The sequence below is a fragment of the Xanthomonas sp. DAR 80977 genome, assembly GCF_041240605.1.
In the GTDB taxonomy this organism is placed as follows: Bacteria; Pseudomonadota; Gammaproteobacteria; order Xanthomonadales; family Xanthomonadaceae; genus Xanthomonas_A; species Xanthomonas_A bundabergensis.
Genome location: NZ_CP162487.1, coordinates 3,943,533 through 3,956,935 on the forward strand (window position 1 = coordinate 3,943,533; position 13,403 = coordinate 3,956,935).

General features: G+C 70.2%; 12 protein-coding genes. 6 read left to right on the forward strand and 6 right to left on the reverse strand.

What is annotated here, in order from left to right; all coding sequences use genetic code 11:
- Window positions 1–82: 82 nt before the first annotated feature.
- The 4 genes from AB3X10_RS16565 (at window position 83) to AB3X10_RS16580 (ending at window position 3,925) form a co-directional block, all read left to right on the forward strand.
- Window positions 83–580, forward strand: a complete 498-nt coding sequence (locus tag AB3X10_RS16565) for a zinc-binding dehydrogenase (RefSeq protein ID WP_369976433.1) — start codon at window positions 83–85, stop codon at window positions 578–580.
- A 256-nt stretch (window positions 581–836) separates the two neighbouring features.
- On the forward strand, window positions 837–1,112 hold the full coding sequence (locus AB3X10_RS16570) for a hypothetical protein (RefSeq protein WP_369976435.1): 276 nt from the start codon (window positions 837–839) through the stop codon (window positions 1,110–1,112).
- A gap of 32 nt (window positions 1,113–1,144) precedes the next feature.
- Window positions 1,145–1,504: a TonB family protein gene (locus tag AB3X10_RS16575; protein WP_369976437.1), complete on the forward strand. Its 360-nt coding sequence runs from the start codon at window positions 1,145–1,147 to the stop codon at window positions 1,502–1,504.
- A gap of 135 nt (window positions 1,505–1,639) precedes the next feature.
- A complete protein-coding gene (locus AB3X10_RS16580; protein WP_369976438.1) occupies window positions 1,640–3,925 on the forward strand; it encodes a glycoside hydrolase family 3 N-terminal domain-containing protein in 2,286 nt (761 codons plus the stop codon).
- Window positions 3,926–4,251: 326 nt separating this feature from the next.
- Here the strand turns inward: AB3X10_RS16580 and AB3X10_RS16585 are convergent, their stop codons facing one another.
- From AB3X10_RS16585 to AB3X10_RS16595, 3 genes are all read right to left on the reverse strand, one after another.
- A complete protein-coding gene (locus AB3X10_RS16585) occupies window positions 4,252–6,768 on the reverse strand; it encodes an excinuclease ABC subunit A (protein ID WP_369976439.1) in 2,517 nt (838 codons plus the stop codon).
- A gap of 936 nt (window positions 6,769–7,704) precedes the next feature.
- Window positions 7,705–8,010 (reverse strand): UBP-type zinc finger domain-containing protein, encoded by a 306-nt coding sequence (locus AB3X10_RS16590; protein WP_369976441.1) that lies wholly within the window; start codon window positions 8,008–8,010, stop codon window positions 7,705–7,707.
- Entirely contained in the window at window positions 8,007–9,713 is a 1,707-nt protein-coding gene (locus AB3X10_RS16595; RefSeq protein ID WP_369976443.1) for an FAD-dependent oxidoreductase, read from the reverse strand. The genes AB3X10_RS16590 and AB3X10_RS16595 overlap by 4 nt, the downstream gene beginning before the upstream one ends.
- Window positions 9,714–10,206: 493 nt before the next feature.
- Between AB3X10_RS16595 and AB3X10_RS16600 the strand changes: the two genes are divergently transcribed.
- Complete coding sequence (locus tag AB3X10_RS16600) at window positions 10,207–10,737, forward strand: DUF1993 domain-containing protein (protein WP_369976445.1); 531 nt, start codon at window positions 10,207–10,209, stop codon at window positions 10,735–10,737.
- Window positions 10,738–10,995: 258 nt separating this feature from the next.
- On the opposite strand, the gene AB3X10_RS16605 is transcribed toward AB3X10_RS16600, so the two are convergent.
- A complete protein-coding gene (locus tag AB3X10_RS16605; RefSeq protein ID WP_369981872.1) occupies window positions 10,996–11,652 on the reverse strand; it encodes an HD domain-containing protein in 657 nt (218 codons plus the stop codon).
- Between the two features lie 62 nt (window positions 11,653–11,714).
- Window positions 11,715–12,302: an alpha-ketoglutarate-dependent dioxygenase AlkB family protein gene (locus AB3X10_RS16610; RefSeq protein WP_369976447.1), complete on the reverse strand. Its 588-nt coding sequence runs from the start codon at window positions 12,300–12,302 to the stop codon at window positions 11,715–11,717.
- Window positions 12,303–12,488: 186 nt separating this feature from the next.
- On the opposite strand from AB3X10_RS16610, the gene AB3X10_RS16615 reads away from it, so the two are divergent.
- Entirely contained in the window at window positions 12,489–12,779 is a 291-nt protein-coding gene (locus AB3X10_RS16615) for a hypothetical protein (protein WP_369976448.1), read from the forward strand.
- Window positions 12,780–12,949: 170 nt separating this feature from the next.
- On the opposite strand, the gene AB3X10_RS16620 is transcribed toward AB3X10_RS16615, so the two are convergent.
- Window positions 12,950–13,333 (reverse strand): hypothetical protein, encoded by a 384-nt coding sequence (locus AB3X10_RS16620; RefSeq protein ID WP_369976450.1) that lies wholly within the window; start codon window positions 13,331–13,333, stop codon window positions 12,950–12,952.
- Window positions 13,334–13,403 lie beyond the last annotated feature (70 nt).

The window sequence follows — 13,403 nt, forward strand, 5'->3', positions numbered from 1 at the left end:
ATGCCGGTGACGGCAGCATCGTCGTGGCGTTTCCGGGCCAATCGCGCAGCATCCTGGGAACCACCTGACGCTGCAGCCGATCGTGCAGCGCATCGGCCACCTGGCGGTGAAGTTCGCCCGCGCGCTCGGCGCGCATGTGGTGGCCTTCACCACCTCGCCGAAGAAGGCCGCCGAAGCGCAGCGCCTGGGCGCGCACGAGGTGGTGCTGTCCACCGACCCCGCACAGATGCAGGCGCAGGCCTTCCGTTTCGACTTCATCCTGGACACGGTCTCGCAGGCCTACCCGCTGGACCCGATGCTGCAGGCGCTGAAACTCGACGGCACCCTGTGCTCGCTGGGCCTGCCGGACACGCTGGACTTCACGCCGATGCTGCTGGCGATGGGCCGCCGCCGCATCGCCAGCTCCGGTTCCGGCGGCACCGCCGACACCCACGAGATGCTCGCGTTCTGCCAGCGGCACGGCATCGTCGCCGACGTGGAAGTGATCGTGATGGAGCAGATCAACGAGGCCTTCGCACGCCTGGAGAAAGGCGACGCGCACTACCGCTTCGTGATCGACATGGCGCGCTCGGCGCTGTAGCCCAAGGCTGGCCGGCGGCGGCGCCGCGGTTCGGCAGCCCGCCGGCCGCGGATCGGCGCGTTCGCACCGGCACGCCGTGCATGCCGGCGGCCTCGCCCCAGGCGGGAATCCCGGGGGACCGCGACTGGCTTGACCGTCCCTGCCGCACAGGCGATGCTCGATGCATGACGCGGACGCACCGGCGCCGCCTCACCACAGGCGCAGCCTTCGCAGGCTGCGCCGCCGTCGCCGGCCACGTTCGAGGGGAGAACTAAGGATGTCCACCGACAAGCGCACAACCACCGCCGTCCTGTCCTGCGCCAGCAGCCTGTTCGCGCTGCTCGGCCTGTTCGCCGGCCCGATCTATTTCAGCGCCGCGTTCGTGTGCATCGCCATTCTGGCGATGCGCGGCGACACGCGATACGGCGCAGCGTTCGCTACCTGCGCGATCGTCTTCCTGCTCGCCGCCTTCGGCTACGGCATCGGCAAGGACCTGGCGCAGCGCGACAATCTGCGCAACGCGCAGGCCGTCGCCAGCGCCGGACAACGCTAGCGATCGCGGCGGTCCCGCAGGAGTCGACATCGATGCAAACGCTACCGATGGCGCTGATGCTGGCATTGGCTGGCTTGCCGCAGGAACAGCACGATCCAGGGCGTGCAATGCCTCCGCAACCATTGTCCTCCACGCCGTTGCACATTCCCGCCGATTTTTGCTTCGGCGCTTCCGATACGGACAAACGCTGCTCGGTCACGGTGGCGTTCGAGGTTCTCGACAGCGGCGCCGTCGGCAAGGTCGAGGTCGTCCGTTCATCCAGGGACCGTATCTGCGATCGGGCGGTGATGGAATCCGTCCGCAACCGCCGCTACCCGCCCGGCAAGCCGGTCGCTGTCGCCGAGGAAACGCTGCGCACCCAGCCTTGCAAGGCCGACGGGGTGAAGCGCTGAGGCCGCCTGCACTCGCCGCCCGCACAGGCAAGCGCAAGTCGATGGAATAGCCTGAAGACAGCATCCTCCCGCACTGCAACAAGCGCCCTTGCCCTGATCCGGTAAGGTTCCTGGCGGATCACTGGGGGAATGCAGATGTCACTACGCACCACGCGGCGCGGGCTGTTGCTCGGCGCCGGTTCGTTCGCATTGCTGTCGCAGGTGCCGATGGGGTTCGCGCTGCCGCGCGGCGCGGCGGCGAAGACCCCGGCCTTCATCGATGCGCTGATCGCGCGCATGACGGTGGAGGAGAAGGCCGGGCAGCTGACCCTGTCCGGCTCGGCGCAGCAGACCGACGCCGCCGCCGCGGCCAATCCGGTCAACGTGCGGCCCACCGCCGAGGGCCAGCTGGCCGCGGCGCGCGCCGGGCGCCTGACCGGCATCTTCAACGGCTCCAACGTGCGCTGGCACCAGCAGCTGCAACAGGCGGCGCTGCAGAGCCGGCTGCAGATCCCGCTGCTGTTCGCCGCCGACGTGATCCATGGCTTCACCACCGTGTTCCCGGTGCCGCTGGCCGAGGCCGCCAGCTTCGAGCCGGAGCTGGCGCAGCGCACCGCGCGCGCGGCGGCGCTGGAGGCCAGCGCGGTCGGCATCGACTGGACCTTCGCGCCGATGGTGGACATCGCCCGCGACGCGCGCTGGGGCCGCGGCGTGGAGGGCAGCGGCGAGGACGTGCTGCTCGGCCGCCGCTTCGCCCAGGCGCGGGTGCGCGGCTTCCAGGGCGAGGGCATCGGCCACGCCGACGCGCTGGCCGCCTGCCCCAAGCACTTCGCCGCCTACGGCGCAGCCGAGGCCGGGCTGGACTACAACACCGTCGACATCTCCGAGCGCACCCTGCGCGAGGTGTACTTCCCGCCGTTCCAGGCCGCGTTCGACGCCGGCGCGGTGACCACGATGGCCGCGTTCAACGAGATCGCCGGCATTCCGGCCACCGCGAACACCTGGCTGCTGAGCGAGGTGCTGCGCGGCGAATGGAACTACCGCGGGCTGGTCGTCTCCGACTACACCGGCGACCAGGAACTGATCGCGCACGGTTTCGCCCGCGATGCGCGCGACGCGGCGCGGCTGGCGTTCCTGGCCGGGGTGGACATCAGCATGCAGAGCGCGCTGTACCTGCAGCACCTGCCGGGCCTGGTCGCCGACGGCGCGGTGACGATGGCGCAACTCGACGCGTCGGTGCGCCGCGTGCTGCAGTTCAAGGCCGAACTCGGCCTGTTCGACGATCCGTTCCTGCGCATCGTGCCCGAGCGCGCGCAGGCGCGGCAGCGGCGTCCGGAGACGCTGGCGCTGGCGCGCGAGGCGGCGCGCAAGTCGGTGGTGCTGCTGAAGAACGAGGGCGAGCTGCTGCCGCTCAAGCGCCGTGGCCAGCGCATCGCGCTGATCGGGCCGATGGCCGCCAACTGGGTGGACAGCGCCGGGCCGTGGACGCTGTTCGGCGGCGACGACAGCGGCAACGACCTGGCCACCGCGCTGCGCGCGCAACTGGCCGACCCGCACGCGCTGCAGGTGGTGGAAGGCTGCGCGTTCGAACACAGCCTGCCCGGCGGCGTGCAGGCCGCGGTCGCCGCCGCGGTCGGCGCCGACGTGGCGGTGCTGGCGATCGGCGAGCCGCTGCGCTATTCCGGCGAAGCGCAGTCGCGCACCGAGATCGTCATTCCGCCGGCGCAGCAATCGCTGCTGGCCGCGGTGGCGGCGACCGGCACGCCGGTGGTGGTGGTGCTCGGCAACGGCCGCGCGCTGGTGCTCGACGGCGCGGTGCTGGAAGCGCCGGCGATCCTGGTGAGCTGGTTCCTGGGCTCGGCCTCCGGCGCGGCGCTGGCCGACATCCTGTTCGGCACGCACGGTCCGTCCGGGCGCCTGCCGGTGAGTTTCCCGCACGAAGCCGGGCAAGTGCCGTACAGCTACGCGCACAAGCCCAGCGGCCGCCCCGACCCGCGTCCGGACGCGCTGCAGCCGTACAAGACCCACTACCGCACCGTGCCCAACGCCGCGCTGTTCCCGTTCGGCCACGGCCTGACCTACGGCCGCATCGAATACGGCGAACTGGCGCTGAGCGATGCGCGGCTCGCCCCCGGCGGCACGCTGCGGATCAGCGCGCGCATCCACAACCGCGGCACCCGCGATGCGGAGGAAGTGGTGCAGCTGTACGTGCGCGACCGCAGCGCCAGCGTCACCCGCCCTGTGCGCGAACTGAAGGATTTCCGCAAGATCGCGGTGGTGGCCGGTGGCAGCGTCGGCGTGGAGTTCGTGCTGCGCCGCGAGGATCTGCTGTTCGTCGGGCAGGCACTGAAACCCACCGTGGAACCAGGCGTGTTCGACCTGTGGGTGGCGCCGTCGGCCGAAGCCGCGGGCGTGTCCGCGAGTTTCGAACTGGTGGGCTGAGAAGCGGGAGCATTTCGCGACAGTGAACCCTGTAGGAGCTGCTTCAGCCGCGACGGGTCTTACTGAAGGTGCCTGTCGCGGCTGAAGCCGCTCCTACAAAGTTCAACAGCTGAGTTGAAGCACACGCCAGCCCTGCAGCGCCTGCGCAAAGAACTGCGCAGTGCAGCTGCCGCCATGCGCTCCAACCACCATCGGTTGCGCATGTCGGCGCCCGTTGCATTGGCGATGCGATGTGCTTGCGGAAGCCATCCGAGGCAGACAAGCAGTGTGGGAGCGAAGTCGCTCCCACAAGATTCACCGCCCCCAACCAAATCAGAGAAGGCGCGCTAGCCCTTCATCGCCTCCGCCAGGAACGGCGCCGTGCGGCTGGCGGCATGCCGCGCCACCGCCTGCGGCACGCCGGCGGCGACCACCGCGCCGCCTTCGTCGCCGGCGCCAGGCCCCATGTCGATGATCCAGTCGCTGGCCGCGGCCACGCGCATGTCGTGCTCCACCGCCACCACCGTATTGCCCGCCTCCACCAGCCCGTGCAGCTGGCGCAACAGCGTGTCCACGTCGGCCGGGTGCAGGCCGGTGGTCGGTTCGTCGAGCACGTAGACGGTGTCGCGGCGCTGCGCACGTTGCAGTTCGGTGGCCAGCTTGATGCGCTGCGCCTCGCCGCCGGACAGTTCGGTGGCCGGCTGGCCCAGCCGCAGATAGCCCAGCCCGACCTCGCCCAGCACCTGCAGCGGCCGTGCGATCGCCGCATCGTCGGCGAAGAAGTCCGCCGCCTGCGCCACGGTCATGCGCAGCACCTGCGCGATGTTGTGGCCGCGCAGTTCGATCTCCAGCGTCTTGGCGTTGTAGCGCGCGCCATGGCAGGTAGGGCACGGCGCATAGACGCTGGGCATGAACAGCAGTTCCACGAACACCGCGCCCTCGCCTTCGCAGGTCTCGCAACGGCCCTTGGCGACATTGAACGAGAAGCGGCCGGCATCGTATTTTCGCTTGCGCGCGGCCGGCGTGGCTGCGAAGCGCTTGCGCACGTGGTCGAACAGGCCGGTATAGGTCGCCAGGTTGGAACGCGGGGTGCGGCCGATCGGTTTCTGGTCCACCTGCACCAGGCGCCGCACATGCTGCAGGCCATCGGCGATGCGCCCGTCGGTCGCGGCTTGCGTACCGCGTTCCAGCGGATCCACGCCTTCTTCCGGATCGACAGGCTCCTGGCCAAGATGCGCGCCGAGCAGTTCCACCAGCGCCTGGCTGACCAGCGACGACTTGCCCGAGCCGGACACGCCGGTGACCGTGGTGAACACGCCCAGCGGGATATCCACGTCCAGCGCGGCGACGTTGTTGCGGCTGATCCCGCGCAGTTGCAGCCACGCGCCCGGCGCGCGCGGCGCATGCGCGATCGGCACCTGCTCGGCGAACAGGTAGCGGCGCGTGGACGAGGCCGCGACCTGCGCCAGTCCCGCCGGCGGCCCGCTGTACAGCACCTGCCCGCCCTGCTCGCCCGCGCCGGGGCCGACATCGACGATCCAGTCGGCATGGCGGATCACGTCGATCTCGTGCTCGACCACGAACAGCGAATTGCCAGCGGCCTTGAGCTGATCCAGCGCCGCCAGCAGCGCCTGCGCATCGGCCGGATGCAGGCCGGCGGACGGCTCGTCCATCACGTAGACCACGCCGAACAGCTGCGAGCGGATCTGCGTGGCCAGGCGCAGCCGCTGCAGTTCGCCGGGCGACAGCGTCGGCGTGCTGCGTTCCAGGGTGAGATAGCCCAGGCCCAGCTCCTGCAGGATCTGGATCCGCGCCAGCAGGTCCTGGGCGATGCGCTGCGCGGCGATGGCCTGCTCGGGATGGCGCTTGGCGTCGCGGGTGCGTCCTTCTGCAGCAGGACGCAACAGTTCGGCCACCTGCGTGAGCGGACGCTGCGACAGCGCGCCGATGTCGAGTCCGGCGAAGGTCACCGACAGCGCCTCGCGGCGCAGGCGCTTGCCGTCGCAGGTCGGGCACGGCGTGCTCAGCAGGTACTGCGACACGCGCTTCTTGATCAACGCGCTCTGCGTGCTGGCGAAGGTGTGCAGCACGTAGCGGCGCGCGCTGCTGAAGGTGCCCATGTACGCCGGTTCCTGCTTGCGCCGCAGCGCGCGCTGGGTCTCGGCGAGAGTGAAGCCCGGATACACCGGCACGGTCGGCTGCTCGTCGGTGAACAGGATCCAGTCGCGGGTCTTCTTCGGCAGCTTGGCCCACGGCACATCGACGTCGTGGCCGAGCGTGGTGAGGATGTCGCGCAGGTTCTGCCCGTGCCAGGCCGGCGGCCACGCGGCGACGGCGCGCTCGCGGATGCTCAGCGAGCGGTCCGGCACCATCGACGCCTCGGTGGCGTCGTAGATGCGGCCCAGGCCGTGGCAGGTCGGGCAGGCGCCGGCCGGCGTGTTCGGCGAGAAGCCGTCGGCGTAGATGATGGCCTGCCCCGGCGGATAGTCGCCGGCACGCGAATACAGCATGCGCAGCGAATTGGAGATGGTGGTGACGCTGCCCACCGACGAGCGCGTGCTCGGCGCACCGCGATGCTGCTGCAGCGCCACCGCCGGCGGCAGGCCTTCGATGGCATCCACGTCCGGCACCCCGGCCTGGTCGATCAGGCGCCGCGCATACGGCGAGATCGAATCCAGGTAGCGGCGCTGCGCCTCGGCGAACAGCGTGCCGAACGCCAGCGAGGACTTGCCGGAGCCGGACACGCCGGTGAACACCACCAGCGCATCGCGCGGCAGTTGCACGTCCACGTCCTTGAGATTGTGCTCGCGGGCGCCACGGACATGGACGAAGCCGGAGGCGGTGGAAACAGGCGGTTTTGGCATTGGCTGGAAGAAACGTCTGCGAGAACGCGGACAAGCTTAGCGGGTCGGTTGGATGTGCCGTGTATGGGGCCGGCGCGGTGGATGCGGCGTCGCATCCGACATGATGCCCACCTGCCAATCGAGCCCCTCCTGCAGGAGGGGCTTCGGCCCCGACTATCCGCAGCCGTCAAATGCACCACTTCGTTCGTCGCGACTGAAGTCGCTCCCACAGAAGACTTGCGGCGCGCCGGCTGGGTGCACTGCAGGAGGGGCTTCAGCCCCGACCGGGATCTATCGGCACTCCACGCTGCCTGTCGCGGCTGAAGCCGCTCCTACAGGAGGCTTGTGGCAAGCTGGCTGGGTCCACTGCGAGAGGGGTTTCGGTGCCGACGCTGTCCGCCGCCATCGCGTGCACCGCTTCGTTCGTCGCGACTGAAGTCGCTCCCACAGGGACTTGCGGCGCGCCGGCTGGGTGCACTGTGGGAGGGGCTTCAGCCCCGAACGGATCTATCGGCACTCCACGCTGCCTGTCGCGGCTGAAGCCTCTCCTACAGGAGGCTTGCGGCGCGCTGGCTGGGTCCACTGTGAGAGGGACTTCAGTCCCGACGCTGTCCGCAGCCATCGAGTGCAGCGCTTCGCTCGTCGCGACTGAAGTCGCTCCACAAGGACTTGCGGTGAGCCGGCTGGGTGCACTGTGGGAGGGACTTCAGTCCCGACGCTGTCCGCAGCCGCCGAGTGTCCCGCTCCGCTCGTCGCGACTGAAGTCGCTCCCACAGTGACTTGCGGTGAGCAGGCTGGGTGCACTGTAGGAGGGGCTTCAGCCCCGACCGGGATTTGTCGACACCCATGCTGCCCGTCGCGGCTGAAGCCGCTCCTACAGGCGCTTGCGGCGAACTGGATGGGGCACTGTGGGAGGGGCTTCAGCCCCGACACTATCCGCAGCCGCCAGCCCCACCATTACACGTAACGCGGGATCGGCCCCAGCTGCGGCGTCTGGTCCGGCAGCTCCACTTCGGTCTCGTCCACGTAGCACCAGCCCCAGCCCTCGGGCGGGTCGTAGCCTTCGATGATCGGGTGCGCGGTCTGGTGGAAATGCCTGGTGGCGTGGCGATTGGGCGAATCGTCGCAACAGCCGACATGGCCGCAGCTGCGGCACAGGCGCAAATGCACCCAGGGGCTGCCGATCTTCAGGCATTCCTCGCAGCCGCGCGCGCTCGGCACGACCTCGGCGATGGTGGAAAGGTGGGAACAACGCGCACTCATGAGCTGGCCCTCTCGATAGGGGCGGGCGCACTGCGCCGCGCCAGGAACTGGTGGATCTGCGCGACCACCGCGGCGCCTTCGCCGACCGCCGCGGCCACGCGCTTGACCGAACCGGCGCGCACGTCGCCGATCGCGAACACGCCCGGCCGGTCGGTCTCCAGCGGCAGCGCCGGCACCTGGCCGAGTTCCGCCTCGGCGCCGGTGACGACGAAGCCGGCATGGTCCAGCCGCACACAGCCATCGACCCAGGCGCTGTTGGGATCGGCGCCGACGAACAGGAACAGGTGATGCAGATCGCAGCGATGGGTGGCACCCGTGGCGCGGTCGCGGAACTCCGCGCTCGCCAGGCGCTGCGTGTCATCGCCCTGCAGCGACACCACTTCGGTGCCGGTATGCAGCTCGACGTTGGGCAACGCGGCGATGCGCTCGATCAGGTAGCGCGACATCGACGCCTCCAGCCCCGTGCCGCGCACGATCAGGTGCAGGCGCTTCACCTTCGGCGCCAGGAACACCACCGCCTGGCCCGCGGAATTGCCGCCGCCGACCAGTGCCACCTCCTCGCCTTCGCACAGCCGCGCCTCCACCGGCGAGGCCCAGTACGACACGCCATTGCCTTCGAACGCGGCCAGGTTGGCGATGTCCGGACGCCGGTAGCGCGCGCCCGAGGCGATCACCACGGTGCGCGCCTGCACGCGCAGGCCGTCGCGCATCTGCAACTGCAACGGCGCGGCGCTGCAGTCCTCGGCGGTGGCCGCGTCGCAATGCAGTTGCGCCACTTCCAGCGGCAGCGCCAGCTCGGCGCCGAACTTCAGCGCCTGGTTGTAGGCGCGCCCGGCCAGGGCCTGGCCGGAAATGCCGGTGGGAAAACCCAGGTAGTTCTCGATGCGCGCCGACGCGCCGGCCTGGCCGCCGATCGCGCGCTGGTCCAGCACCAGCACCGACAGCCCTTCGGACGCGGCGTACACCGCGGTCGCCAGGCCGGCCGGCCCGGCACCGACGATCGCCACGTCGTAGCGCTTGTGCGGATCCAGCTCCGGGGTCATGCCCAGGCAATGCGCAGCCTCGGCATCGCTGGGGCGGCGCAGCACGGTGCCGCTGGGGCAGACCATCAGCGGCAGTTCGTCGGGATGGATGCCCAGGCGTTCGACCAGCGCACGGCCCTCGTCGTCGTTGGCCGCATCCAGGAAGGTGTTGGGATAGCCGTTGCGGGTCAGGAAGCCCTGCAGCCGCGTCAGCCGTGCCTCGCCTGGCGCGCCGATCAGCACCGAGCCGGCGGTGTCGCCTTCGATCAGTCCGACCCGGCGCAGGATCAAGGCACGCATCACGATCTCGCCGACGTCGGCCGAACTGATCATCAGCGAACGCAGGTGCGCCGCATCGAACGGCACCGCCACGCAGCCCTCGGCCCCGGCACGGCCGCCGGCCAGCGACGCGCGCCCTGCCAACTGGCTGACCTCGCCGCTGAACTGCCCCGCGGTGTGCTCGGTGACCGGCTTCTCGTGGCCCAGCCCGTCGCGGCGCACCACCGCGATCGAGCCCTGCAGCACCAGCCATACCGGCGCCGGATGATCGCCGACGGCGAACACCTCCTCGCCCGGCGCGAACGTGCGCGGCGCACCGCTGGCGAAGCGGCGCGCGGTCTCCACCTGCGCCGGCTCGAGCACCGGGAACATCTGATGGCGACGGGTATCGGCCAGGCTCATCGGCATCCTTGTGGGCAGCGGGCGACAGGGCACAGCATGCGGTGCGTGGGCGCCGCGGGCAATCACCCATTCTGGGAGGCGGCGCGTGCGCGGCAGCGGTGCGGCCACGTTGTCGCAAAGGCCAACGGACGCGCCTCGCGCACCGGGCCGGCCAAGCACTTCGCGCCCGTACCCTCACCCCAACCCCTCTCCCGAGGGGAGAGGGGCTTTGGCGCCGCGGTTGTTCGCTTCTCCCTGCGGGGCCATGGCCCGTTTTCGAGGAAAGGTGGCCCGCAGGGCCGGATGAGGGGGACGAAGCCTCGCAAACAGCGATCGCGGCCTTGCGTCGCGTCGCAGCAGCGCCATCGTGCGACCAGTACGCGCGGGTATGGCCTGCGTGCGCGCCGGCTGCCGCGATGGCAGCCCTTGTGTTCGATCCGCAACCCCCCATCCAGTTCGTGCCGCGCCGTCTTCGGCGTCCGTCCGGCCCCTGTCGCCCTCAAGGAAACCGCCCATGTCCGTCTCGATGTACCGCCTTTCCGTCCCGGTGTTCCTGCGCGGCCTGGACGTGTTGCAACACTACGTGGACCTGGCCGAGCGCCATGCGCAGGACCAGGGCCTGGATCCGCAGTCGCTGGTCGACGCGCGCCTGGCGCCGGACATGTTCGGCTTCGCCGGGCAGATCCAGCGCGCCTCGGACGTCGCGAAGAACGCCATCGGCCGCCTCAGCGACATCGTGCCGCCGCGCATGACCGACGACGAAACCACCCTGGCGCAGCTGCGCGAGCGCATCGCCGCCACCCAGCGTTTCCTGCACAGCGTGGACGCCAGCGTCCTGGACGGCGCACAGGACCGCGCGGTATCACTGAATGCCGGCAAATTGAAAGCCGACTTCAACGGCAGCGACTACCTGCTGACCTTCGCCCTGCCGAACTTCTTCTTCCACGTGGCCACCGCGCACGCGATCCTGCGCCAGCAAGGCGTGGCGGTGGGCAAGCTCGACTACCTGGGACCGTTCGACACGGTAGAAACCGAGGCCGCTTAACGCCCCTCTCCCACCGGGAGAGGGGTTGGGGTGAGGGTAAGGCGCGAAGCGACTCGCGGAGTTTGGGTGCACGAGGCTGCGCCCGTACCCTCATCCGCCCCTGCGGGGCACTTCCCCCCAAAAAGGGGGCCATGGTCCCGAGGGGAGAAGGCAAAGCCTTAGCCCCTCTCCCACCGGGAGAGGGGTTGGGGTGAGGGTCCGGCGCGAAAGCGACTCGCTGATTCAAAGCGCACGAAGCTTCGCCCGCACAAGCAGCATCTAGGCCACCGACGGCACCGCGAGCCCACCCGCACCCGCATCGCCCGCAACGAACGCCACGCCCGCCAACGCATGCATCCTCGTCACCGCCGCCGCGAACGGACGCAACACCGCGACGCCACGCGCAGCGAACACCGCGTGCAGCGCCGCGTAGTACCACAACGTCCCCTCGCGGCCAGCAGTGAAACGCTCGAACACCTCCACACCCACGTCCAGATCCTCAAGATCCGCGACGATGCTGCGCGCGTTGTACAGCTTGTCGCAGGCCGAGACCAGCAGCACCGCATCCGGCGCCTCGCCCAGGTGCGCCAGATACGCCTGCTTGCGGATGCGCCAGTCGCGGCGCCGGGCCGGCACGTCCTCGTGGCCCGCCTTGCGCTCGGCGCTGGCGTCGGTGCAGCCCATCACGATCGCCGCCACCGCATCGCCGAACTGCGCGCGGATCACCGCCTCGTGGCCGGCGCCGCAGTCCTCGATCACGTCGTGCAGCAACGCGGCGATCGCCTGGTCCTCGTTGCCCCCCGCCTCCAGCACCAGCGTCGAGACTCCCAGCACATGGCTGAAGTACGGCACCGTGCCGCCCTTGCGGAACTGGCCGGCGTGGGCGATGCGCGCGTAATCCACGGCGCGCGCGTAAAGTTCGGTAAGAGCGGTCATGCGGCCTTCCTGACGGGGCAGAACCGCATTATCGCGGAATCCGCGTGCCAGGATCGCGCCGTTCATGTCTCCGGCGCCGGCCGCACCCGGAACACCACGCTCATCCGCGGCGCCACCGGCCGGGCGGTCTTGGGGATGCCGTGTTCGTGGGTCAGCTGCGACGCATGACTCATCACCAGCAGGCTGCCGGGCAGCAGATCCACCCCGATGCTCCTGCGCTCGCCGGCCTTGGCGCGGATGTTCATGCGTCGCGCAGCGCCCAGCGACACCAACGCGATCGGATGCGGCGCGACCAGCGTATGCAGCTTGTCGTGGTGCATCGCCACGCTGTCGCGGCCATCGCGGTACAGGTTCAGGCCCACCGCCGTGTACGGTGCCGGCACGCGCGCCTGCACCGCCGCATGCAACGCGCGCAACGGCAACGCCTCGGGCAAGGCCGACAGCGGGTACGCCGCCACCAGCCGCGGCACATCCACCACCCGGTCGTACATCGGCCGGCGCAGGTGCTGCCATTGCGCGCCGTCGCGCAACGCCGCGAACCACGCCTGCGCCAGCTCCGGATCGAGCAGCCGCGGCCAATAGCGGATGCCGCCCTCGGCATCGTGCACCAGATGGTGCGGGGCGTCGTCGGGCTGGGCGAACAGATCCATGGGCGAAAGATGGGGATGCGGCGGAAGAAGCGCCATCCCAGCATCTGAACGGATCAGCGGCTGCGACGCGGGGTGCGGAGCGCGACCCAGCGATGGAAATTCTTACTTTTCACCCGCGCCGCGTTAACGTCGCGCTTGGGAGCATGCAGAATGTCCCTCCCTCCACAGCACAGGCGAACCACACGCATGACGGCAGCGCGCAGGACGACGACCCCTCTCTCGACGGCAGACACCGCGCCCCATGGCGGCGCGAACCACGACGCGTCCGGCTACACCGCCAAGGCGCCAGCGGAAACGGCGCACGTACGCAGCGGAGCGAGCAACGTATACCAGCACCCCTTGTCCGCAGGCGGCGCGGATGGCGAGCAGCGCGCCCGCGCGCAACGCAAGCAGCTGGCGACCGGCATCGTCGCGGTCGGCAGCATCGCCGCCATCGCCACGTTGGCGTTGATCGCCTGGCGGCGCGCGCGGCGCTGACCGCCCGACGACAAACGCGCCTTCGCTTCCCGCGACGCAGGCGAGGGCGTCTCGCCGCCTCGTCGCTTGCAGCTGGTGGAAGCGCCATAGAGGCTATAGGGCGGCTGCCTGCATGACGGATGGAGCGAAGCAGCCGGCCATGCGGCCGTACCCCGCAACGCACCCGCTCGCTAGCGCGCCATCGACACCGTGAACTGCCTGGAGGCGTCCACCTGCTCGCGCGGCAGCGGCCGGATCCGCACCAGTCCGTAGCGGCAGACGTCCAGATCCTGGTAGACCAGGCTGCGCCCGTCGTCGAACGCAAAGCGCAGGTCGTAGCGGCAGCCCTCGCCGTGGACGCCGACGGTAGCCGAGTCGCCGCCACCGCGCAGCGGATCCAGCGGCACCTCCCGGAACGACCCGCTGCCGGTGTCGGCGACCGTCAGCGCAGTCACGCTGTCGTGCGCGCGGTTGACCAGCATGACGTAGTGCGTGCGGATTTGGTCCTGCGCATGGGCGGTGGCCGCTGCGGCGAGCAGCACGCTGGCGAGGCAGGCGGTGCGGAATGGAGGCATGGCGGGAATCTCCGGCAGGAAGGGATACCGCCCCGCAGCGGCGGCGGTGCGCATATCTGGCGCGCGCGCC

What these genes read in the sequence shown, in the direction of transcription:
- AB3X10_RS16570 (WP_369976435.1), top strand. Translation starts at nt 837, where the DNA reads ATGTCCACCGACAAGCGCACAACCACCGCCGTCCTGTCCTGCGCCAGC.
- AB3X10_RS16575 (WP_369976437.1), top strand. Translation starts at nt 1,145, where the DNA reads ATGCAAACGCTACCGATGGCGCTGATGCTGGCATTGGCTGGCTTGCCG.
- AB3X10_RS16580 (WP_369976438.1), top strand. Translation starts at nt 1,640, where the DNA reads ATGTCACTACGCACCACGCGGCGCGGGCTGTTGCTCGGCGCCGGTTCG.
- AB3X10_RS16585 (WP_369976439.1), bottom strand. Translation starts at nt 6,768, where the DNA reads ATGCCAAAACCGCCTGTTTCCACCGCCTCCGGCTTCGTCCATGTCCGT.
- AB3X10_RS16590 (WP_369976441.1), bottom strand. Translation starts at nt 8,010, where the DNA reads ATGAGTGCGCGTTGTTCCCACCTTTCCACCATCGCCGAGGTCGTGCCG.
- AB3X10_RS16595 (WP_369976443.1), bottom strand. Translation starts at nt 9,713, where the DNA reads ATGAGCCTGGCCGATACCCGTCGCCATCAGATGTTCCCGGTGCTCGAG.
- AB3X10_RS16600 (WP_369976445.1), top strand. Translation starts at nt 10,207, where the DNA reads ATGTCCGTCTCGATGTACCGCCTTTCCGTCCCGGTGTTCCTGCGCGGC.
- AB3X10_RS16605 (WP_369981872.1), bottom strand. Translation starts at nt 11,652, where the DNA reads ATGACCGCTCTTACCGAACTTTACGCGCGCGCCGTGGATTACGCGCGC.
- AB3X10_RS16610 (WP_369976447.1), bottom strand. Translation starts at nt 12,302, where the DNA reads ATGGATCTGTTCGCCCAGCCCGACGACGCCCCGCACCATCTGGTGCAC.
- AB3X10_RS16615 (WP_369976448.1), top strand. Translation starts at nt 12,489, where the DNA reads ATGACGGCAGCGCGCAGGACGACGACCCCTCTCTCGACGGCAGACACC.
- AB3X10_RS16620 (WP_369976450.1), bottom strand. Translation starts at nt 13,333, where the DNA reads ATGCCTCCATTCCGCACCGCCTGCCTCGCCAGCGTGCTGCTCGCCGCA.